This window comes from Streptomyces olivaceus, assembly GCF_000721235.1.
GTDB lineage: Bacteria > Actinomycetota > Actinomycetes > Streptomycetales > Streptomycetaceae > Streptomyces > Streptomyces olivaceus.
This window is the reverse complement of sequence record NZ_JOFH01000011.1, coordinates 119516-140750: the sequence shown is the minus strand read 5'-3', so window position 1 is coordinate 140750 and position 21235 is coordinate 119516. Positions and strand designations below refer to the sequence as shown.

The window sequence follows — 21235 nt, the reverse complement described above, 5'->3', positions numbered from 1 at the left end:
CCTGGACGCCGTGAGGCCGCGGTTGTCCACAGGCGAACCGGGCAATCCCGCCGACCGCCTACCCTTGTGGCCATGAGCAGCATCGACCGGAGCCAGTCAGTGGGCGGCACGCGCACCTATGAAGTCCGCACCTACGGGTGCCAGATGAACGTCCACGACTCCGAGCGATTGTCCGGCCTGCTGGAGGACGCGGGGTACGTCCGTGCCCCCGAGCACGCCGACGGCGACGCGGACGTCGTCGTCTTCAACACCTGCGCCGTCCGGGAGAACGCGGACAACAAGCTGTACGGCAACCTCGGCCACCTCGCCCCGAAGAAGGCGAGCCGTCCGGGCATGCAGATCGCGGTCGGCGGCTGTCTGGCGCAGAAGGACCGCGACACCATCGTGAAGCGGGCGCCCTGGGTGGACGTCGTCTTCGGCACGCACAACATCGGCAAGCTCCCCGTCCTGCTGGAGCGCGCCCGTGTGCAGGAGGAGGCGCAGGTCGAGATCGCCGAGTCCCTGGAGGCGTTCCCGTCCACCCTGCCCACCCGCCGCGAGAGCGCCTACGCGGCCTGGGTCTCCATCTCCGTCGGGTGCAACAACACCTGCACCTTCTGCATCGTCCCGGCCCTGCGCGGCAAGGAGAAGGACCGCCGCCCCGGCGACATCCTCGCGGAGGTCGAGGCCCTGGTCGCCGAGGGCGTCTCCGAGATCACCCTCCTCGGGCAGAACGTCAACGCGTACGGCTCCGACATCGGTGACCGCGAGGCGTTCAGCAAGCTGCTGCGCGCCTGCGGGAGGATCGAGGGCCTGGAGCGCGTCCGCTTCACCTCCCCGCACCCGCGCGACTTCACCGACGACGTCATCGCCGCCATGGCCGAGACGCCGAACGCGATGCCCCAGCTGCACATGCCGCTCCAGTCCGGCTCGGACCCGGTGCTCAAGGCGATGCGCCGCTCGTACCGGCAGGAGCGGTACCTGGGGATCATCGAGAAGGTCCGCGCGGCCATCCCGCACGCCGCGATCAGTACCGACATCATCGTGGGCTTCCCCGGCGAGACCGAGGAGGACTTCGAGCAGACCCTGCACGTGGTGCGCGAGGCGCGGTTCGCCCAGGCCTTCACCTTCCAGTACTCCAAGCGCCCCGGCACCCCCGCCGCCGACATGGAGAACCAGATCCCCAAGGCCGTCGTCCAGGAGCGCTACGAGCGCCTGGTCGCCCTCCAGGAGGAGATCTCCTGGGAGGAGAACAAGAAGCAGGTCGGCCGCACCCTGGAGCTGATGGTCGCCGAGGGCGAAGGCCGCAAGGACGGCACCACCCACCGCCTGTCCGGCCGCGCCCCCGACAACCGCCTGGTGCACTTCACCAAGCCCGACCAGGAGGTGCGCCCCGGCGACGTGGTGACCGTCGCGATCACCTATGCCGCTCCGCACCACCTGCTGGCCGAGGGCGCGGTGCTCGACGTGCGCCGCACCCGCGCGGGCGACGCCTGGGAGAAGCGCAACGCCGCCGAGCAGGCCAGGCCGGCGGGCGTGATGCTGGGGCTGCCGACGATCGGCGTGCCCGAGCCGCAGCCGGCCGTGGCCGGCGGCTGCGGCTGCGACTGACCCCGGGGGGTGCCCCGGCGGGCGGCGGCACGGGGCTACGCTGCCGATCATGCTTGTCGCCGCCGCCGTCTGCCCCTGCCCGCCGCTCCTGGTGCCCGAGGTCGCCGCCGGTGCCGCGCCCGAGCTGGACGCCGCGCGTGCCGCCTGCGCGGACGCGCTGGGCGTCCTCGCCGCCGCCCGCCCCGACCGGCTGCTGGTCGTCGGGCCCGCGGACCGCGCCGGGCCCGAGGTCTACCCGGTGGGTGCGCGGGGCTCGTTCCGCGGCTTCGGCGTCGAGGTGGACGTACGGCTGGGCCAGGACGGCGGTACTGAGCCGGGACCGGCGCCGGCGGAGACCGGCGGGGAGCTGCCGTACGGGCTCGCCGTGGGCTCCTGGCTGCTGAGCCGGAACGGGTGGTCCGACGCTCCCGTCGAGGGCATCGGCGTGGGCGAGGACCTGCCCGCCGAGCGCTGTGCCGCACTCGGGCGGGACCTCGCGGCCCGTGCCGGCCGGGTGGCGATGCTGGTGCTGGGCGACGCCAGCGCGTGCCGCACGCTCAAGGCACCCGGGTACCTCGACGAGCGGGCGGCGCCCTTCGACGCCGGGATCGGGCGCGCGCTCGGTGCGGCGGACCTCGCCGCCCTCGCCGCGCTGGACGCCGTACTGGCCCGGGAGCTGAAGGTCTCCGGGCGGGCGCCCTGGCAGGTCCTGGCGGGCGCGGCCGAGGACGCGCGGCTCACCGGCGCGCTGCTGTACGAGGACGCGCCGTACGGCGTGGGGTACGTGGCGGCCGCCTGGTCGTAGGACTGGCCGTAGGAGAAGCGCCGGACGGGCCGGGGGCCGGATCGTGCCGGACGCGCGGGGGGTCCGGAGGCGGGCACGGAACGCGTCCGTGGACGCGCTCCGTGGTTGCCCCTCGCGGTGCCTGCGCCACGGCCCACCGGGCCGCGTCGCCCGGGTCAGGAAGCCGGGGGCGGCCCGGCGGGAGGCGGACCGCCGGGTGTGCCGCCGCCCGTGCCCGTGCCCCCGTCGTCCTTGCGGGCGAGGCGCTCCATGGCGTCCTTGGCCTTGCCCGTGCCCGTCTGGATCCGGTCGCTGTACTTGCCCTTGGTCCGCTCGTCGACGGTCCGCGCCACCTTGTCGAGACCGCGGTCGATCTTGTCGCCGTGCTGTTGCGCGAGGTCGGAGACCTTGCCCTTCGCCGGTCCGATTCTGGCCTTCAGATTGTCCAGGAGACCCATGCTTCGCCTTCCCTCACGGGGCAGTCAGGTGCGGGCGCCCTTGTCGGCCTCGTTGTCGACGGCCTCCCCGGCGGACTGCTGCTTGGGGATGCCGACGCCGTCCGGTTCGGCGGCTTCGGAGGCCGGTGCGGGCTCGTCGGCCTCCCCGGTGGTGCGAGGGCCGGCGGCGTCCGCCGGTTCCGCCGCTTCGGCCGGGCCGTCCGCCGTCCGCTCGGTCTCCGTGGCCTCGGCCCGTGTCCCTGCGGCCGACGCGTCCTCGGTCGTCTTCGACCTCCGAAGAAGCCGTGCAAAAACGCCCATTTCAACTCCATACGTTACTCGTGCGGGCGACATCCCGCGGCCTCCGGTACGTCCGTCCGCGTGGCCGGGTCGATGGCCCCGGTTGCCGGGAGCGGGAACCTCGCAACGGGCAACGACCCCGCGGCGCGGACCGTCACGTAACTCGTTCGAGGGGGAGGTGAGAGGTTTGCGAGACTGGTCCGGTGACCAGCACACCTCCCACCCCCCGTGTCATCGCCGTGGTCGGACCCACCGCGGCCGGAAAGTCCGACCTGGGCGTCTTCCTCGCCGAGCGGCTCGGCGGCGAGGTCGTCAACGCCGACTCCATGCAGCTCTACCGCGGGATGGACATCGGCACCGCCAAATTGACTCCCGGGGAACGCGGCGGGGTGCCGCACCATCTCCTGGACATCTGGGACGTGACGGTCACCGCGTCCGTCGCGGAGTACCAGCGGCTGGCGCGGGAGCGGATCGACGCGCTGCTCGCCGCCGGACGCTGGCCGGTCCTCGTCGGCGGCTCCGGCCTCTACGTCCGCGGCGCCGTGGACAACCTGGAGTTCCCCGGCACCGACCCCGGCATCAGGGCCCGGCTGGAGGAGGAACTCGCGCTGCGGGGCTCGGGCGCGCTGCACGCCCGCCTGGCCGCCGCCGACCCCGGGGCGGGGCGGGCCATCCTGCCCAGCAACGGGCGCCGGATCGTGCGCGCCCTTGAGGTGATCGAGATCACCGGGCGCCCCTTCACCGCCAATCTTCCGGGACACGACTCGGTGTACGACACCGTCCAGATCGGCGTCGACGTGGCGCGCCCCGAGCTGGCCGAGCGCATCGCCCACCGCGTCGACCGGATGTGGGACGCCGGTCTGGTCGAGGAGGTGCGCGCACTGGAGGCGCGCGGGTTGCGCGAGGGGCGTACGGCGTCGCGCGCGCTCGGCTACCAGCAGGTCCTCGCGGCACTGGCCGGCGAGTGCACGCTCGAGGAGGCGCGCGCCGAGACCGTCCGTGCGACCAAGCGCTTCGCGCGCCGTCAGGATTCATGGTTCAGGCGCGACCCGCGGGTGCACTGGTTGAGTGGGGGTGTGGCGGATCGCACGGAACTTCCACAGCTCGCGCTGTCGTTGGTCGAACGACCGGTTACAGCCTGATCACGTGATGGCATCGGGACGCTCCGGCCGTCATCCGGGCCTTCGGCGGCGTGCCATCATCGAGCTTCGATCGACCGAATGAGTCTGAGTTGGGAGGGCGCGTGGCGATGGAGGCCGGCCCTCGTGACACCGCACCGAGCACCGAGCACGGCATCGCCGGGGGCGGTGGGCCGAAGCCGGACGGGGACGCACTGAGCCCCGACGGCCCGGACGAGACGCCCGAGGGCGTCGCCGCCGACGGCCCCGAGCCCGACGAGATGTACGGCGACGAGGTCGAGGTCGAACTGCGCCCGCAACGGCGCCTGCGCCTGTGGCAGTTGGCGCCCATCGTGTGCCTCGCCGCCGTCGGCTCCCTGATGTTCGCCTTCCCGCTCGCCTTCGACTTCGGCGACAGCGGCGCCGTGATCGCGATGCTGGGGCTGCTGATCTGCTCGTGCGCGGCCGGCTGGGGCATGATGGCCGCCCGCCGGGTCGGTTACACGTGGCCGGGCCTGCCGCAGCGCGGTTCGGGGCGCCGGGGCGACTGGCGGATGATCCTCGTGTACGCCCTGGCGGTCGCCGCCGTCGTCGTCCTGGCCGTGTGGCGGGTCGCCCGCCTGCGGGGCTGACGCGCCCGTCACCGGGCCCGGCCGCGTCCCGCCCTCGTCGTTCCCCCGTGCCCACCCCGTACGATCGAGGAATGAGCACGCGGATCGCCTTCCTCAAGGGTCACGGCACCGAGAACGACTTCGTGATCGTCCCCGACCCGGGAAACGCCCTCGACCTGCCGCCCGCCGCGGTCGCCGCACTGTGCGACCGCCGCGCGGGCATCGGGGGCGACGGACTGCTGCACGTGGTGCGGTCCGCGGCGCATCCCGAGGCCGTGCACATGGCGGCCGAGGCGGAGTGGTTCATGGACTACCGCAACGGCGACGGCTCGGTCGCCGAGATGTGCGGCAACGGCGTACGGGTCTTCGCCCGCTACCTCCAGCGCGCCGGACACGTCGGCGAGGGCGACCTCGCCGTCGCGACGCGCGGCGGAGTCAAGCGCGTCCACCTCGCCAAGGCCGTGTCCGACGGCGGCTCCGCCGCGGGGGACGTCACCGTCGGCATGGGCCGCGCGCTGCTGCCCGAGGGAGACGTCGAGGTGAGCGTCGGCGAGCGCAGCTGGCCCGCCCGGAACGTGAACATGGGCAACCCGCACGCGGTCGCCTTCGTCGCCGACCTGTCCCACGCCGGCGACCTGTACGCCCCGCCGCCGCACGAGCCCGCCAGTGCCTACCCGGACGGGGTCAACGTCGAGTTCGTGGCCGACCGGGGCCCTCGGCATGTCGCGATGCGCGTGCACGAGCGCGGCTCGGGGGAGACCCGTTCCTGCGGCACCGGCGCCTGCGCCGTCGCCGTCGCCACCGCACGCCGGGACGGCGTCGACCCGGCGGTCACCGGTGTGCCGGCCACGTACACCGTCGACGTGCCCGGTGGCACCCTGGTGATCACCGAGCGCCCCGACGGCGAGATCGAGATGACGGGCCCCGCGGTGATCGTCGCGGAGGGGGAGTTCGACTCCGCCTGGCTGGAAGGGGTACTCGCCTGAAGCAGGAACCGCAGCACTGGGAAGCACCGGGCCGCGAACCGTTGAACCACCGCCCGTTCCATGACACTCAGTGCGAAAACGTAAACCCTCGGTCCATCGCTCGAATGGGTGATCCGTTTCACGCTCGGCGAGAGGCGGTCGGCCGCACGTGATGGGCTCGATAGCATCAAGCACCGGCCCGGGCGGGGGACCGACGCCATCCCCTGAGCCGTGTCCGCCCTGGGACACCCCGTCCGCCGGTCCGTGCAGCCGGAGGTGCCCATGAACGCGGAGGCCGTGAATCCGAGCCCGGGACCCGTGCCGCCCGCGACCGGCGGCGCCGTCACCCCGGCCCCCCGCCGAAAGTCCCGCCCGCGACTCGACCTGCGCCGGCTGGGCCGCGCCGCGCTCCTGGGCACCGGCTCCGCCGCCCGCGGCCGGCTGCCCGACGCCATCGGCCACGTCGTGGAGGCCCACCGCGCCCACCACCCCGACGCGGACCTCGACCCGCTGCACCGCGCCTACGTCCTCGCCGAGTCCTCGCACCGCGGCCAGATGCGCAAGAGCGGCGAGCCCTACATCACCCACCCCCTCGCCGTCACCCTGATCCTCGCCGAACTCGGCGCCGAGACCACGACGCTGACCGCCTCCCTCCTCCACGACACGGTCGAGGACACGGACGTCACGCTGGACCAGGTCGGCGAGGAGTTCGGCGCCGAGGTCCGCTACCTCGTCGACGGCGTCACCAAACTGGAGAAGGTCGACTACGGCGCCGCCGCCGAGCCCGAGACCTTCCGCAAGATGCTCCTCGCCACCGGCAACGACGTCCGCGTGATGTCGATCAAACTCGCCGACCGGCTGCACAACATGCGCACCCTCGGCGTCATGCGCCGCGAGAAACAGGAGCGCATCGCCAAGGTCACCCGCGACGTCCTCATCCCGCTCGCCGAACGGCTCGGCGTCCAGGCCCTGAAGTCCGAGCTGGAGGACCTGGTCTTCGCGGTCATGCACCCCGAGGAGTACGCGCACACGCGGGAGCTGGTCGCCGAGAACGCCGCCCGCGCGGACGACCCGCTCGCCGCGGTCGCCGACGAGGTGCGCGGCGTACTGCGCGAGGCCGACATCCCGGCCGAAGTCCTCATCCGGCCCCGCCACTTCGTCTCCGTGCACCGCGTCTCCCGCAAGCGCGGCACGCTGCGCGGCGCGGACTTCGGGCGGCTCCTGGTGCTCGTGCAGGAGGACGCCGACTGCTACGCCGTCCTCGGTGAACTGCACACCTGTCTGACGCCCGTCGTCTCGGAGTTCAAGGACTTCATCGCCGTCCCCAAGTTCAACCTGTACCAGTCGCTGCACACGGCGGTCGCCCGCGCGGAGGACGGTCAGGTCGTCGAAGTCCTCATCCGCACCCACCAGATGCACAAGGTCGCCGAGGCGGGCGTCGTCGCTCTCGGCAACCCCTACGCACCTCCGTCGGAGGAGCAGGGCGCGGGGGACGGCGAGCGCGCCGACCCGACCCGGCCCGGCTGGCTCTCCCGGCTGCTCGACTGGCAGCGCGGCGCCCCCGACCCCGACACCTTCTGGTCCACGCTGCGCGAGGACCTCGCCCAGGACCGCGAGATCACCGTCTTCCGCCCCGACGGCGGCACCCTCGGCCTCCCCGAGGGCGCGACCTGCGTCGACGCCGCCTACGCGCAGTACGGCGAGGACGCCCACGCGACCATCGGCGCCCGGGTCAACGGCCGCCTGGCGACCATGAGCACCGTGCTGCGCGACGGCGACACCGTGCAGCTCCTGATGGGCCAGGACCCCGCCTCCGAGCCCTCCAGGGACTGGCTGGAGCACGCCCGCACGCCCGCCGCGCGGATCGCCATCCAGCGCAGGCTCGCCGCCCGTCCGGCGGCGTCGTCCGCCGACGCCGGGGAGGCCGACGAGGCCGCGGACGCGGAGGGGCCGGTACGCGGTCCCGCCGCCGGCGACCCGCCCGCCCAGCGCCCCGCGCCGGGCGGACCGGCGGCGCCCCGCTCCGCCTCCGCCGACGTACGCGTCGACGCGCCGGAGGCGACCGTGCGGCTGGCCGGGTGCTGCACGCCGGTGCCGCCGGACGAGATCACCGGCTTCCCCGTGCGCGGGGGAGTGGTGACCGTCCACCGCGCGGGGTGCGCGGCGGTGGCCCGCATGAAGAGCGCGGGACGCCCCGAGGTCGGCGTGAGCTGGGGGGAGAGCACCGAGTGCCGGGTCACCCTGCTCGCCGAATCGTTCGGCCGCCCGCACCTGCTGGCCGACCTCACCGAGGCCATGGCCCTCGAAGGCGCCGAGATCGTCTCCGCCACGGTCGACCCCCCGGACCGGCAGCGGGTGCGCCACAGCTACACCGTCGTCCTCCCGGACGCGGCCCGGCTCCCCGCGCTGATGCGCGCGATGCGCGACGTGCCCGGCGTGTACGACGTGAGCCGCGCACAGCCGCAGCCGACGGGCGTCTGAGTCGGGCCGCCCCGGGCGGAGACGGGGCCGCCGTCCCGAAGGCGCGGCGCACGGGGCGGTGACCGGGCGGATCGTGGGCGTGCGGGCGCGTGGGTGTGCGGGTGCGTGAGGGGCGCGGGCGTGAGGGTGTGGGGGCGCCGGGAGCCCTCGGTCCGGGCACCGGGACCCGTTCGTCCGGTCTGCGCTCCCGCGCCCGCGACGCGCGGCCCACCGTGAGCTGGGCCCACCGTGAGCTGCCGGGAGGTACCCGTTCGGGTGCCCCGGTCGCGCGCCGCCGCCGCACGGCACGCGCGCGTTGATAGCCGTTGGGCATGCTGCACACCCCCCACCTCCCGGCCCCGCGGTCCCGCGCGCACTCCCGTCGCCGGCTCAGGGCGGCGGCGCTGCTCGCCTCGGCCGTCTCCGTCTGCCTGGTCGCCGCGAGCGCCCCGCCGACCCCGCTGGGCGTCGGCGACCGCCTCTACCCGCACCTGGGCAACCCCGGCTACGACGTGGCGGCCTACGACCTCGCCTTCACCTACTCCGGCAGCAACAGCGAGCCGCTGGAGGCCGTCACCACCATCGACGCCCGCGCCACGGCCGACCTGGACCGGATCAACCTCGACTTCGCCCACGGGAAGGTCGACTCCGTCGAGGTCGACGGTGAGCCCGCCGACTTCGCCCCGGCCGGGGAGGACCTCGTCGTCACCCCGCAGGACGCGCTCGACGAGGGCGAGCGGATGCGGATCACCGTGCGGCACAGCAGTGATCCCGTCTACGCCGAGGACCGTCCGGGCGGCTGGGTGCGCACCACCGACGGCCTCGCCATGGCCAACCAGGCCGACGTCGCCCACCTCGTCTTCCCCTGCAACGACCACCCCTCCGACAAGGCCCGGTTCACGTTCCACGTCACCGCGCCCGACGGACTCACGGCCGTGGCGAACGGACTGCCGACGGGCGTGGAGCGGGCCGGGGGATCCACCACCTGGACCTATCGGACCCAGCACCCGATGGCCACCGAACTGGCCCAGGTGTCCATCGGCCGCTCCACGGTGCTGCACCGCACCGGCCCGCACGGGCTGCCCGTGCGCGACGTCGTGCCGACCGAGCACCGCGCGGCGCTCGAACCGTGGCTGGAGAAGACGCCCGAGCAGATCGCCTGGATGGAGAAGAAGGCCGGACGCTACCCGTTCGAGACGTACGGCCTCCTCATGGCCGACGCCACCACCGGCTTCGAACTCGAGACGCAGACGCTCACCCTCTTCGAGCGCGAGCTGTTCACCGAGCCCGCCTACCCCAAGTGGTACGTGGAATCGATCATGGTGCACGAGCTGGCCCACCAGTGGTTCGGCAACAGCGTCACCCCCGCCACCTGGTCGGACCTGTGGCTCAACGAGGGACACGCCACCTGGTACGAGGCGCTCTACGCCGAGGAGACCGCCGACCGGCCCATGGCGGAGCGCATGAAGGCCGCCTACGGCGCCTCCGACCGCTGGCGCGAGGCGGGCGGGCCGCCGGCCGCGCCGAAGCCGCCGAAGAGCGGCAGCAAGACCGGCATCTTCCGCGCCAACGTCTACGACGGTTCGGCGCTGGTCCTCTACGCCCTGCGCCAGGAGATCGGCCGCACCGCCTTCGAGGGCCTCGAACGCGCGTGGACCGCGACCCACCGGGACGGCACGGCGACGACCGCCGACTTCGTCCGGCTCGCCTCGGAGACGGCCGGCCGCGACCTGGGCGGCTTCTTCCAGGCCTGGCTGTACGGCGAGAAGACCCCGCCGATGCCCGGCCACCCGGACTGGAAGCCGGTAGCCGAGAAAGAGCCCGTCAAGGCGTCGCGGAAACCACAGGGGGAATAAGCCGGTGACGAGACGGCCCGTACCGTGCGACCATCTTCGGGCCGGCGCGGACGGGCCCCGGGAATCTCCCCGCCCCCTCGCGCGTTGTGCACAATGCGGCGGCAGGCACGCCGCCCGCATTCCCTCCCAGCCACGTAAGGATCCAATGACCTCCTCTTCTTCCCCCTCCCAGGACACCAAGCGTCTCGCGCAGACCTACCCCGAGGGCCTTCGGGCCGATGCCCTGATGGAAGAGGACGTCGCCTGGAGCCCCGAAACCGGGTCGGAGTGGGACGGTGAGCAGTTCGACCGCTCCGACCGCGCGGCCCTGCGCCGGGTGGTCGGCCTCTCCACCGAGCTGGAGGACGTCACCGAGGTCGAGTACCGCCAGCTCCGCCTGGAGCGGGTCGTCCTCGTCGGCGTGTGGACCTCGGGCACCGTGCGGGACGCGGAGAACTCGCTGGCGGAGCTTGCGGCCCTCGCCGAGACCGCGGGCGCGCTCGTGCTCGACGGCGTCGTCCAGCGCCGCGACAAGCCCGACGCCGCCACCTACATCGGCTCCGGCAAGGCCGAGGAGCTCCGGGACGTCGTGCTCGACACGGGCGCGGACACTGTCATCTGCGACGGTGAGCTGAGCCCCGGGCAGCTGATCCACCTCGAGGACGTCGTCAAGGTCAAGGTCATCGACCGCACCGCCCTGATCCTGGACATCTTCGCCCAGCACGCCAAGTCCCGAGAGGGCAAGGCGCAGGTCGCGCTCGCGCAGATGCAGTACATGCTGCCGCGACTGCGCGGCTGGGGTCAGTCGCTGTCCCGGCAGATGGGCGGCGGCAAGGGCGGCGGCCTCGCCACCCGTGGTCCCGGTGAGACCAAGATCGAGACCGACCGGCGCCGGATCCGCGAGAAGATGGCGAAGATGCGCCGGGAGATCGCGGAGATGAAGACCGGCCGCGAGATCAAGCGCCAGGAGCGCCGGCGCCACAAGGTGCCCTCCGTCGCCATCGCGGGTTACACCAACGCCGGCAAGTCCTCGCTGCTCAACCGGCTCACCGGCGCGGGCGTCCTGGTGGAGAACGCACTGTTCGCCACCCTGGACCCGACCGTGCGCCGCGCGGAGACGCCGAGCGGCCGGCTGTACACGCTGGCCGACACCGTGGGCTTCGTCCGGCACCTGCCGCACCACCTGGTCGAGGCGTTCCGCTCCACGATGGAGGAGGTCGGGGACTCCGACCTGATCCTGCACGTGGTCGACGGTTCGCACCCGGTCCCGGAGGAGCAGCTGGCCGCCGTGCGCGAGGTGATCCGGGACGTCGGCGCCACCGCCGTGCCCGAGATCGTCGTGATCAACAAGGCCGACATGGCCGACCCGCTGGTGCTCCAGCGGCTGCTGCGGACGGAGAAGCGGTCCATCGCCGTCTCCGCGCGCAGCGGCCAGGGCATCGCCGAGCTGCTCGCCCTGATCGACAACGACCTGCCGCGTCCGTCGGTCGAGATCGAGGCGCTCGTGCCGTACACCCACGGCAAGCTGGTGGCCCGCGCCCACGACGAGGGCGAGGTGATCTCCGAGGAGCACACCCCGGAGGGCACGCTGCTCAAGGTGCGGGTGCACGAGGAACTGGCGGCGGAACTCTCGCCGTACGTCCCGGCGCCGCTCGCCTGAGAGCCGTACCACGACGGCCGAGGGCCCGGTCCCCGCAACTGCGGGAGCCGGGCCCTCGGCCGTCGTCAGGGGCGGATCACCGACCGCCGCACGGCGTGTGCGGTCACTGGCCGCCGTACGTCTTGCTCATGTCCTGGTACATCGCCTCGGCGCCCCGGCCCAGCTGCGGACCGGCCAGCCAGGTGTTCTCCAGCGGGCCGATGGAGGTGTTGGAGACGAGTTTCGTCTCACCGTCCACCACCCGGAACCAGCCGCCGCCCGAGGAACCGCCGGTCATGGTGCAGCCGATGCGGTACATCGTCGGCAACGACGGGCTCAGCGACAGCCGGCCGGGCCGGTCCACGCACTTGAACATCTGCAGGCCGTTGTAGGGCGGTGCGGCCGGGTAGCCCCAGGCCCCCATGCTGGCCACCTCGGTCGCCGACGGTGCGGAGAAGTCCACTTCCAGCGCGGCGCCGACCGTCTCCTCCAGGGACTTGCCGCCCTGCTCCGGCTTCACGTGCAGGACCGAGTAGTCGTACGCGGCCCCGTCGCCGCCGCTCTCCGAGCCGCCCTTGATCCACTGGTCCGAGGTCGACGCCCAGTCGGCCCACCAGGTGCCGTACGGGGCGACCTCGGTGGTGGTCGCGCCGGACAGCTCGGCCTCGGACTTGGCGAGGTCGTTGTACGACGGGACGAAGGCGATGTTGCGGTACCAGCCGCCGCTGCCGCCGGCGTGCACGCAGTGGCCCGCCGTCCACACCAGGTTGGACTTGCCCGGGTGGTTGACGTCCTTGACGACCGTGCCCGAGCAGACCATCGAGCCCTCGGGGGAGTCGAAGAAGACCTTGCCGACCGGGGCGGCGTTCTCGTGGTACGGCGTCTTCTCGGCCGCCGCCTCCACCGGAGCCGGCTCCGGGTCGGTGGAACCCTGGTCGGCGGAGGCGTCCTTCGTCGTGACCGTCTTGTCGGCCTCCTTCGCCGACGTCATCCGGTCCGGCTTCCACAGGCCCTCGATCACCGGGTTGGCGAAGTCCTCGGCCTCACTGAGCCACTTGTCCTTGTCCCAGTTCTTCCAGCCGCCGTCCTTCCACCGGTCGACGTCGATGCCGTGCTCCTTGAGCCGGTCCGCGACGCCGGCCGGCAGACCGCCCTCACCGCCGCCGGTGTCCTCGGAGCCGGCGGCCTGCGAAGCGCCGCCCCCGGGCTTGGTGTCGGCCTCGTCCTGCTCCGACCCGCCGCAGGCGGTGGCGGTGAGCGCGAGCGCGGTGACCAGACCCGCGGCGGCGAGTGCGGTGCGCCGTCCACGCCGTGGCGCGGCGGACGTAGGTGTGGAACGCATGGTGCGACGACCCCCGTGAAATGGTGTGAATGTCATAGAAGATGCGGTGGGGTGCCGGTCCCAGCCCGGCGCACCCCACCCCTCTGCCGGATCAGCGCGGTGTCCGGTACGGGCTCACTGGCCGGCGAACTTGCCGCTCACCGCGTCGAAGACGCCCTCGGCCTCCTTGCCGAGGCGCGGGCCCGCCAGCCAGCCGGCCGTGACCGGGCCGATCGAGGTGTTGGACACCAGGGCCGGCTTTCCGTCGGAGCCGGCCGCGACCCAGCCACCACCGGACGAACCGCCGGTCATGGTGCAGCCGATGCGGTACATCGTCGGCTCGGAGGCGTTGAGCGAAAGCCGTCCGGGCTTGTCCTGGCACTGGTACAGCTTCTGGCCGTCGTACGGCGGCGCGGCCGGGTAGCCGATCACCTTCATGCTCTCGATCTCCGGCACGGCGGGCGCGTCGAAGTCCACCGGCAGCGCGTCGCCGACGGTCTCCTCCAGGGACTTGCCGCCGCTGCCCTTCTCCGGCGTCACATGGATGACGGCGAAGTCGTACGAAGCGCCCGCGCCGCCGGTCGCACCGCCCTGCTCGATCCACTGGTCCGAGGTCTGCGCCCAGTCGCCCCACCAGACGCCGTAGGGAGCGACGTCCTCCCTGGCGGCGTTCTGCAGTTCCGCGGCGGAGAGGTCACCGTCGTTGTACGACGGGACGAAGGCGATGTTGCGGTACCAGCCGCCGCTCTTGCCGGCGTGCACGCAGTGACCGGCCGTCCACACCATGTTGGACTTGCCGGGGTGGGCCGGGTCCTTCACGACCGTGGCGGAGCAGACCATCGAGCCCTTGGGGGAGTCGAAGAGGAGCTTGCCCGCCGTGGCGGCGTTGTCGTGGTACTTGGCCGGTACGGCCGCCGCCTCGACGGGAGCGGGCTCCGGGTCGGTGACGCCCTGGTCGCCGGAGATGTCGTTGTCGTCGACCTCCTGGTCGGGCGGCTCCCCGGCGTCCCGCATCCGCTCCGGGTCCCACAGGCCCTCGATGATCGGATTGACGAAGTCCTGCGCCTCGCGCAGCCAGTCGTCCTTGTTCCAGTTCTTCCAGTCGCCGTTCTTCCAGTCGTCGACGTCGATCCCTTGTTCCTTGAGCTTGTCCTTGATGTGCTCAGGGATGCGGATGCCGCCGTTGCCGTCGTCCGTGGCGGACGCGGAGGCCGAGGCGTCGCCGCTCGCCTCGGGGTCGCCGTCCTCGCACGCCGTGGCGGTGAGCGCGAGCGCCGAGACGAGCGCCACCGCGGCGGCCGCGGAAGAGGTGGTGCGCCGCCCGCGCCGGTGCCCGCGCGCGGTGAACGACGGCCGTATGGAACGCATGGTGTTGATTCCCCCTGTTGTGAATGAGCGTGGTGCCGCAGCCGAACCGCCGAGCGGTGGACCGGGAACGGCACCACACACTATTAGCCGGCTGTGAGGGAGTTCCGACGGAACGGCAACGGTTCGGACACAGCCCTCTGACCTGGCCCGCTGCTCCCGACGGTCCGTGCGGCCGCTCCGCGGCGCCGCACCGGCGGACGAAGTCCCCCTCCCGGCAAGGATCCTAGGGCAGGCCGTAACCCCGTGAACGGTCCGCGGTTGTAGCGGTGGGGGCCGCTTGTCCGGACGCGGTCCCCCGGGCCGGGGAACGACCCGGCACCGCGCATCCCGGCCGGGCAGCGGGAGGTCGACAGGCCGTGGCGGGATCGCAGGGGACGCCCGGAGGCGGGGTGCTCGCGCGGGGGCGCGCCGTTCGGGAGGGCGAGGGCGCTTCGAGGCGCCGCCCGGCGCGTGAACCCGCCGCGCGCACCTACGCGCGTGCCCTTCCGGTCGTGCCGGTCCGGGCACGGGGGCTCACCATCGAGGGCGCCGACGGCCGCCGCTACCTGGACTGCGCCTCGGGGGCGGGTTCGGCGCTGGGACACAACCACCCCGCCGTGCTGGAGGCGATCCGCAGAGTCCTCGATTCGGGTGCCCCGCTGCAGGTCATGAACCTCACCACCCCGGTGGAGGACGCCTTCGTCACCGAGTTGCTGCGCACTCTGCCGTCCGGACTCGCCGACCACGCGCGCGTGCGGTTCTGCGGCCCGAGCGGGACGGACCCGCTCGACACGGCGGCCGCACTGGTCCGCGCCGCGACCGGCCGGGACCGGACGGGCGCCGCCCACCGCTGGGTCCCCGACGACGGCGGTCCCGGACGGGCCCGGCCCGCCGGGGTGTTCCTGGAACCGGCCGGGAGCGCGGCCGAGGTGCGCCCCGTCCCGGACACCGTCGTACGGCGTCTGCGCGCCCTCACGGCCGAACGGGCCGTCCCGTTCGTCGTCGACGAGCGGGAGACGGGCGTCGGACGGACCGGTGCCTTCTGGGCGGTCGACCACAGCGGTGCCGTACCCGACGTCCTGATCCTCGCCAAGGCGATCGGCGGCAGTCTGCCGCTTGCCGCCGTGGTGCACCGCGCCGACCTCCACGAGCCGGACGACTCATCCGCTCCAGGACCCGAGGGCGGTGGCTTCCGCGGCAACCAGCTCGCCCTGGCCGCGGGCGCGGCCACGCTCGCGCACGTCCGCGAACACCGCCTCGCCGAGCACGCCGCCGCGCTCGGCGCCCGGGCGCTGGCCCGGCTGCGCCCCCTGGCCGAGCGGTTCGCGTGCGTCGCCGACGTGCGGGGACGGGGTCTGATGACCGGCGTCGAGCTGACGACACCGGACGACGACGCCCCGGGGCCCGGCCCCGGCTCCGCCCGCGGCACCACCGGGGGCCTCGCCGGAGTCGTGCAACGGGAGTGTCTGCGCCGCGGACTGATCGTGGACGGCACGGGCCCCGCGGCGAACGTCGTGCGCCTGCTGCCGCCGCTGACCGTCACCGAGGAGCAGATGACGGCCGCCCTGGACCGGCTCGCCGACGCCCTGGAGGCGGTGGACCGGCGCTGCGGCGACCTCGCAGCGATACGCGGGCAGCGCGCCCCGCGCTGAGAACCCCGCCCGGACCCGGCCCCAGCACCTCAGAAGGACCCGCGTTGCACACCGACCCCACCCAGGAAGCGGCCTCCGTCTCCGAACGGCAGACCGGCAGCCCAGTCGGCCCCGTCGTATCGGCACCCCGGTCCGGCGCCACCGCGGGGGCGGTGCCGCTCCCGCCTCCTGCCACCGCTCCGGAAGCCGGGCGGACGCCACCGCACGACCCGTCGGACGCTCTCCCGGACGGCCGCTCGGACGGCCGCTCGGACGATCAACCGGACGCTCTCCCGGACGAACGTCCGGACGACCGCCGGGACGACCCTCTGGACCATCCCGATCCGCACGTGGCCGCCCAGTCGGCGGCAACGGAGAACCTTCTGCGCTGCTGGGTCCGTGAAACAGCCGTGCCCGCCCCCGAGGACGGAGTTCTGCGTGTCCCGCTCCCGGCGTCGGGCACGGCCCTGACCGTCCCGGTCCGCTACTGGTCGCCCACCGGTCGGCACGACTTCGGCCCTCCGCGCCTGACCGGCGCTCCCGCCTCCGCGTCACCGGTGGACGCGGTCACGCTGGCCGCGCTGCTCGTGCGCGAGAGGTGCGGCGACCAGGGGCCCGACGGCCCCGACCTCGTCGCGCGCGTCGCCGACTCCGTACGCCGGACGGCCCTGTTCCTCCGCGACCGCGACCGCGAGCGCGACCGCGACGCGCGTTCGGCCGCGGAGACGGGGCCGGGCGCGGGAACCGGTGCCGGTGAGGCGGAAGCGGAGTCCGACCTGTTCCTCACCGCCGAGCAGGCGCTTGTGCTCGGGCACCCGCTGCACCCCGCCCCGAAGAGCCGCGAGGGCCTGACGGAGTCCGAGGCCCGGCGGTACTCACCCGAGACGCGTGGCGCCTTCCCCCTGCACTGGGTGGCCGTCGCCCCGTCCGTGCTCGCCACCGACTCGGCGTGGACCGAGCGCGGGCGGCCGGTCACCGCGCCCGTGCTCACCGAGCGGCTCGCGTCCGACGGTCCGACGCCACCGGGCGGGCCGACGCCGCCGGAGGGGTACGCCCTCCTGCCGCTGCATCCCTGGCAGTTCCGCGCGCTGCTGCACCGGCCGGAGACCACCGCGCTGCTGGACGCCGGGCTGATCAGGGACCTCGGCGCGCGGGGCCCCGCGTGGCACCCCACCTCCTCCGTGCGTACCGTCCACCGCACCGGTGCCCCCGCCATGCTCAAGCTCTCGCTGGCACTGCAGATCACCAACTCCCGTCGGGAGAACCTCCGCAAGGAACTCCACCGCGGCGTCGAGGTCCACCGTCTGCTGCGCGGCGGTCTCTCCACCCAGTGGCGGGCCGCCCACCCGTACTTCGACATCGTCCGCGACCCGGCCTGGCTCGCCGTCGACACACCGGAGGGCACACCCGTGCAGGGTCTCGACGTCGTTCTCCGGCACAACCCGTTCCGGCCCTCGGACGACGTCTCCTGCCTGGCGGGTCTCGTCGCATGGTGGCCACACGCACACGCACACGCACACGCACAGGCCGACCCGGACGCCTCCGGCACGTCCGCTCCCGTCACTTCCGTCCCGCGCTCCCGGCTGGCCTCCGTCGTCGCGGGGCTCGCCGCCCGGACCGGCCGCCCGCTCGGCGCCGTATCCGCCGAGTGGTTCCTGCGCTACCTCCACCGCGTCGTCCGTCCCGTGCTGTGGCTGGACGCCCGCGCGGGAATCGCCCTGGAGGCGCATCAGCAGAACACGCTCGTGCTGCTGGACGCCGACGGCTGGCCGTCCGGCGGCCGCTACCGCGACAACCAGGGCTACTACTTCCGCGAGTCCCGGCGCGTGGAGCTGGACGCCCGGCTGCCCGGCGTCGGCGGACGCAGCGACGCCTTCGTGGCCGACGACGTCACCGACGAGCGTTTCGCGTACTACCTCGCCGTCAACAACGTGTTCGGCCTCATCGGTGCCTTCGGCTCCCAGCGACTCGCCGACGAGAGGCTGCTGCTGGCCGCCTTCCGCCGCTTCCTCGGCGCACTCGCCTCGGGCTCCGCCCCGCTGGGCGGTTCGCTCCCCGGGTACCTCCTCGACTCGCCGGTACTGCGCTGCAAGGCGAACCTGCTGACCCGGATGCACGGTCTCGACGAACTGGTCGGGCCCGTGGACACCCAGTCCGTCTACGTGACCATCGGCAATCCGCTGCACACCTGAGCGGCTGCAAGCCCGCCGACCCTCCCTCCTCCCCGAAAGGAGCGAGCCCGTGACCTCCCCCGACGCGAGCGCCGAGGACACCCTGGACCTGCACCTGCCCGCGGGACGCGTGGACCTCCTCGACCGCGTCGCCGACTGGGGGCCGGCCGCCACCTCCGTGGGCGTGTTCCAGCTGGTCCCCGTCACCGTCGAACGGGACGTACCGCTCGTCGCCCGCTGGATGAACGACCCCGCAGTCGCCCCGTACTGGCAGCTGACCGGACCGCAGAGCGTGACCGGGGAACACGTCCGGGCGCAGCTGGCCGGGGACGGACGCAGCGTCCCGTGCCTCGGGGTGCTGGACGGGGTGCCCATGAGCTACTGGGAGATCTACCGGGCCGACCTCGACCCGCTGGCCCGGTACTGCCCGGTCCGACCGCACGACACCGGCATCCACCTGCTGATCGGCGAGGCGGCCGACCGCGGGCGGGGCCTCGGAACCGAGTTGATCAGGACCGTCGCCGGCCTGGTCCTCGCCGGGCGCCCGGCCTGCACACGCGTGCTGGCCGAACCCGACGTCCGCAACAGGCCGTCCGTCGCGGCGTTCCTCGGCGCCGGGTTCCGGTCGGCCGGCGAGGTGGACCTGCCGGACAAACGGGCCGCCCTCGTGATCCGGGAGCGGGCGGTGCGCGGGCCCCGGTGACGCGTCCACTGCCTCCGCGCCGCCTCCCACCAGCCCCGCGCCGCCCAGGAGCCCTCATGCCCTTCCAGTCCGCACAGCCCCGGCAGAGCCTGTGGCACCTCCGGCCGTCCCACCCGGTCCTTTGGCACCACAGGCCACTCCACCCCCTCCCGTCGCACTCCCCGTCGTCGCTCCCGCCCCTCGGGCCCGCCTTGCCCGCCCGGTTGTCAGTCCCGGGCCGTAGGGTGGTCGCGCTATGACGAAGCCCTCACTCCCCGAACTCCTGCAGGCCGCCGTCACCGCCGTCGGCGGTACGGAGCGCCCCGGTCAGGTGGCCATGGCCGAAGCCGTCGAGGAAGCCATCGACGGCGGCTCCCATCTGCTGGTCCAGGCCGGCACCGGTACCGGCAAGTCCCTGGGCTACCTGGTACCGGCGCTCGCGCACGGAGAGCGCGTCGTCGTGGCCACGGCGACCCTCGCCCTGCAGCGCCAGCTGGTCGAGCGGGACCTGCCCCGCACGGTCGACGCGCTCCATCCGCAGCTGCGCCGCCGCCCCGAGTTCGCGATGCTCAAGGGACGGTCCAACTACCTGTGCCTGCACCGGCTCCACGAGGGAGCCCCGCAGGACGAGGAGGAGGGCCTCTTCGACCAGTTCGAGGCCGCCGCCCCCACCAGCAAGCTGGGCCAGGACCTGCTGCGGATGCGGGACTGGGCGGACGAGACCGAGACCGGCGACCGCGACGACCTCACCCCGGGCGTCTCCGACCGCGCCTGGTCCCAGGTCTCCGTGTCCTCCCGTGAGTGCCTGGGCGCCTCGAAGTGCGCGTACGGCGCCGAGTGCTTCGCCGAGACGGCCCGCGAGCGCGCCAAGCTATCCGAGGTCGTCGTCACCAACCACGCGCTGCTCGCGATCGACTCCATCGAGGGCGCCCCCGTCCTCCCGCAGCACGAGGTGCTGATCGTCGACGAGGCCCACGAGCTGGTCTCCCGCGTGACGGGCGTCGCCACCGGCGAGCTCACCCCCGGTCAGGTCAACCGGGCGGTCCGGCGGGCCGCGAAGCTGGTCAACGAGAAGGCCGCCGATCAGCTGCAGACCGCCGCCGAGGGGTTCGAGCGGCTGATGGAGCTGGCGCTGCCGGGGCGGCTGGAGGAGATCCCGGAGGACCTCGGCTATGCCCTGATGGCGCTGCGCGACGCCTGCCGCACGGTCGTCTCGGCCATGGGGGCCACCCGTGACAGATCCGTGCAGGACGAGGACGCGGTGCGCAAGCAGGCGCTCGCCTCGGTGGAGTCCGTGCACGACGTGGCGGAGCGGGTCACCAACGGCTCCGAGTGGGACGTCGTCTGGTACGAGCGACACGACCGTTTCGGGGCCTCCCTGCGCGTCGCTCCCATGTCCGTGGCGGGCCTGCTGCGCGAGAAGCTCTTCACCGACCGCTCGGTGGTCCTGACCTCCGCGACCCTGAAGCTGGGCGGTGACTTCAACGGTGTGGGCGCCTCACTCGGCCTCGCTCCCGAGGGCACCGAGGGCGAGGACGTACCCCAGTGGAAGGGCGTCGACGTCGGCTCGCCCTTCGACTATCGCAAGCAGGGCATCCTCTACGTCGCCAAGCACCTGGCGCGCCCCGCGCGCGACGGCGACCGCGGCGACATGCTCGACGAGCTCACCGAGCTGATCCAGGCGGCGGGCGGCCGCACGCTGGGGTTGTTCTCCTCGATGCGCGCGGCCCAGCTGGCCGCCGAGGAACTGCGTTCCCGTATTCCCGAGTACCCGATCCTCCTGCAGGGCGAGGAGACCCTCGGCGAGCTGATCAAGAACTTCGCCGCCGACGCGAAGACCTGCCTCTTCGGCACGCTGTCGTTGTGGCAGGGCGTCGACGTCCCCGGGCCCAGCTGCCAGCTGGTCGTCATGGACAAGATCCCGTTCCCGCGCCCGGACGACCCGCTGATGAGCGCCCGCCAGAAGGCGGTGGAAGAGGGCGGGGGCAACGGCTTCATGGCGGTGGCCGCGACACACGCCGCGCTGCTGATGGCGCAGGGCGCGGGCCGGCTCGTGCGGGCGTCCGGGGACCGCGGGGTGGTCGCCGTACTGGACCAGCGGCTGGCGACGGCCCGGTACGGCAGCTACCTGAAGGCGTCGCTGCCCGACTTCTGGTTCACCACGGACCGCAACCAGGTCCGCAGGTCGCTCGCCGCCATCGACGCGAAGGCACGGGAGACGGAAGGCACCTGAGCAGGGGGCTCCAGCCCTGGTCGGAGCCCCGGTCGGAGGCTCGCCCCCCCATCGGTGGCGGCCTTCGGCCGGGGTACCGCGCAGGCCGACGTGGGTTCGCACATGGCAGGGTCCCGGAACCGGCGCAGAGGT

16 protein-coding genes are annotated in these 21235 nt (G+C 73.4%); 12 read left to right on the top strand and 4 right to left on the bottom strand.

The window, feature by feature from the left end; translation table 11 throughout:
• Positions 1 to 72: 72 nt before the first annotated feature.
• Positions 73 to 1590 (top strand): tRNA (N6-isopentenyl adenosine(37)-C2)-methylthiotransferase MiaB, encoded by a 1518-nt coding sequence (miaB, locus tag IG94_RS0114240; RefSeq protein WP_031035431.1) that lies wholly within the window; start codon positions 73 to 75, stop codon positions 1588 to 1590.
• Positions 1591 to 1639: 49 nt separating this feature from the next.
• Positions 1640 to 2374 carry a class III extradiol dioxygenase subunit B-like domain-containing protein gene (locus IG94_RS0114235; protein ID WP_031035429.1) on the top strand — a complete coding sequence of 245 codons (735 nt, stop codon included), beginning with the start codon at positions 1640 to 1642 and terminating at the stop codon, positions 2372 to 2374.
• A 155-nt stretch (positions 2375 to 2529) separates the two neighbouring features.
• Here the strand turns inward: IG94_RS0114235 and IG94_RS0114230 are convergent, their stop codons facing one another.
• Together IG94_RS0114230 and IG94_RS0114225 are read right to left on the bottom strand one after the other, a co-directional pair.
• Complete coding sequence (locus IG94_RS0114230) at positions 2530 to 2811, bottom strand: antitoxin (protein ID WP_031035427.1); 282 nt, start codon at positions 2809 to 2811, stop codon at positions 2530 to 2532.
• 24 nt (positions 2812 to 2835) lie between these two features.
• A complete protein-coding gene (locus tag IG94_RS0114225; RefSeq protein ID WP_031035425.1) occupies positions 2836 to 3111 on the bottom strand; it encodes a hypothetical protein in 276 nt (91 codons plus the stop codon).
• A 182-nt stretch (positions 3112 to 3293) separates the two neighbouring features.
• Between IG94_RS0114225 and miaA the strand changes: the two genes are divergently transcribed.
• The 6 genes from miaA to hflX all read left to right on the top strand — a co-directional run bounded on the left by miaA (position 3294) and on the right by hflX (position 11739).
• Complete coding sequence (gene miaA, locus IG94_RS0114220; RefSeq protein ID WP_031035423.1) at positions 3294 to 4232, top strand: tRNA (adenosine(37)-N6)-dimethylallyltransferase MiaA; 939 nt, start codon at positions 3294 to 3296, stop codon at positions 4230 to 4232.
• A gap of 107 nt (positions 4233 to 4339) precedes the next feature.
• Positions 4340 to 4840 carry a hypothetical protein gene (locus IG94_RS0114215; RefSeq protein ID WP_031035421.1) on the top strand — a complete coding sequence of 167 codons (501 nt, stop codon included), beginning with the start codon at positions 4340 to 4342 and terminating at the stop codon, positions 4838 to 4840.
• A 71-nt stretch (positions 4841 to 4911) separates the two neighbouring features.
• A complete protein-coding gene (gene dapF, locus IG94_RS0114205) occupies positions 4912 to 5805 on the top strand; it encodes a diaminopimelate epimerase (protein ID WP_031035418.1) in 894 nt (297 codons plus the stop codon).
• Positions 5806 to 6066: 261 nt separating this feature from the next.
• Complete coding sequence (locus tag IG94_RS0114200; RefSeq protein ID WP_031035416.1) at positions 6067 to 8265, top strand: RelA/SpoT family protein; 2199 nt, start codon at positions 6067 to 6069, stop codon at positions 8263 to 8265.
• Positions 8266 to 8576: 311 nt separating this feature from the next.
• Complete coding sequence (locus tag IG94_RS0114195) at positions 8577 to 10100, top strand: M1 family metallopeptidase (RefSeq protein WP_031035415.1); 1524 nt, start codon at positions 8577 to 8579, stop codon at positions 10098 to 10100.
• Between the two features lie 145 nt (positions 10101 to 10245).
• Entirely contained in the window at positions 10246 to 11739 is a 1494-nt protein-coding gene (hflX, locus tag IG94_RS0114190; RefSeq protein WP_031035413.1) for a GTPase HflX, read from the top strand.
• 103 nt (positions 11740 to 11842) lie between these two features.
• On the opposite strand, the gene IG94_RS0114185 is transcribed toward hflX, so the two are convergent.
• Positions 11843 to 13060, bottom strand: coding sequence for a trypsin-like serine peptidase (locus IG94_RS0114185; protein WP_031035412.1), 1218 nt, complete (start codon positions 13058 to 13060; stop codon positions 11843 to 11845).
• Positions 13061 to 13174: 114 nt separating this feature from the next.
• A complete protein-coding gene (locus IG94_RS0114180; RefSeq protein ID WP_031035410.1) occupies positions 13175 to 14407 on the bottom strand; it encodes a trypsin-like serine peptidase in 1233 nt (410 codons plus the stop codon).
• A gap of 491 nt (positions 14408 to 14898) precedes the next feature.
• On the opposite strand from IG94_RS0114180, the gene IG94_RS0114175 reads away from it, so the two are divergent.
• From IG94_RS0114175 to IG94_RS0114160, 4 genes are all read left to right on the top strand, one after another.
• Complete coding sequence (locus IG94_RS0114175) at positions 14899 to 16038, top strand: aminotransferase class III-fold pyridoxal phosphate-dependent enzyme (RefSeq protein ID WP_372459487.1); 1140 nt, start codon at positions 14899 to 14901, stop codon at positions 16036 to 16038.
• Positions 16039 to 16082: 44 nt separating this feature from the next.
• A complete protein-coding gene (locus tag IG94_RS0114170; protein ID WP_078892294.1) occupies positions 16083 to 18209 on the top strand; it encodes an IucA/IucC family protein in 2127 nt (708 codons plus the stop codon).
• A gap of 49 nt (positions 18210 to 18258) precedes the next feature.
• Positions 18259 to 18891, top strand: coding sequence for a GNAT family N-acetyltransferase (locus tag IG94_RS0114165; protein WP_031035403.1), 633 nt, complete (start codon positions 18259 to 18261; stop codon positions 18889 to 18891).
• A 235-nt stretch (positions 18892 to 19126) separates the two neighbouring features.
• On the top strand, positions 19127 to 21103 hold the full coding sequence (locus IG94_RS0114160) for an ATP-dependent DNA helicase (protein ID WP_031035400.1): 1977 nt from the start codon (positions 19127 to 19129) through the stop codon (positions 21101 to 21103).
• The last annotated feature ends 132 nt before the right edge of the window (positions 21104 to 21235 follow it).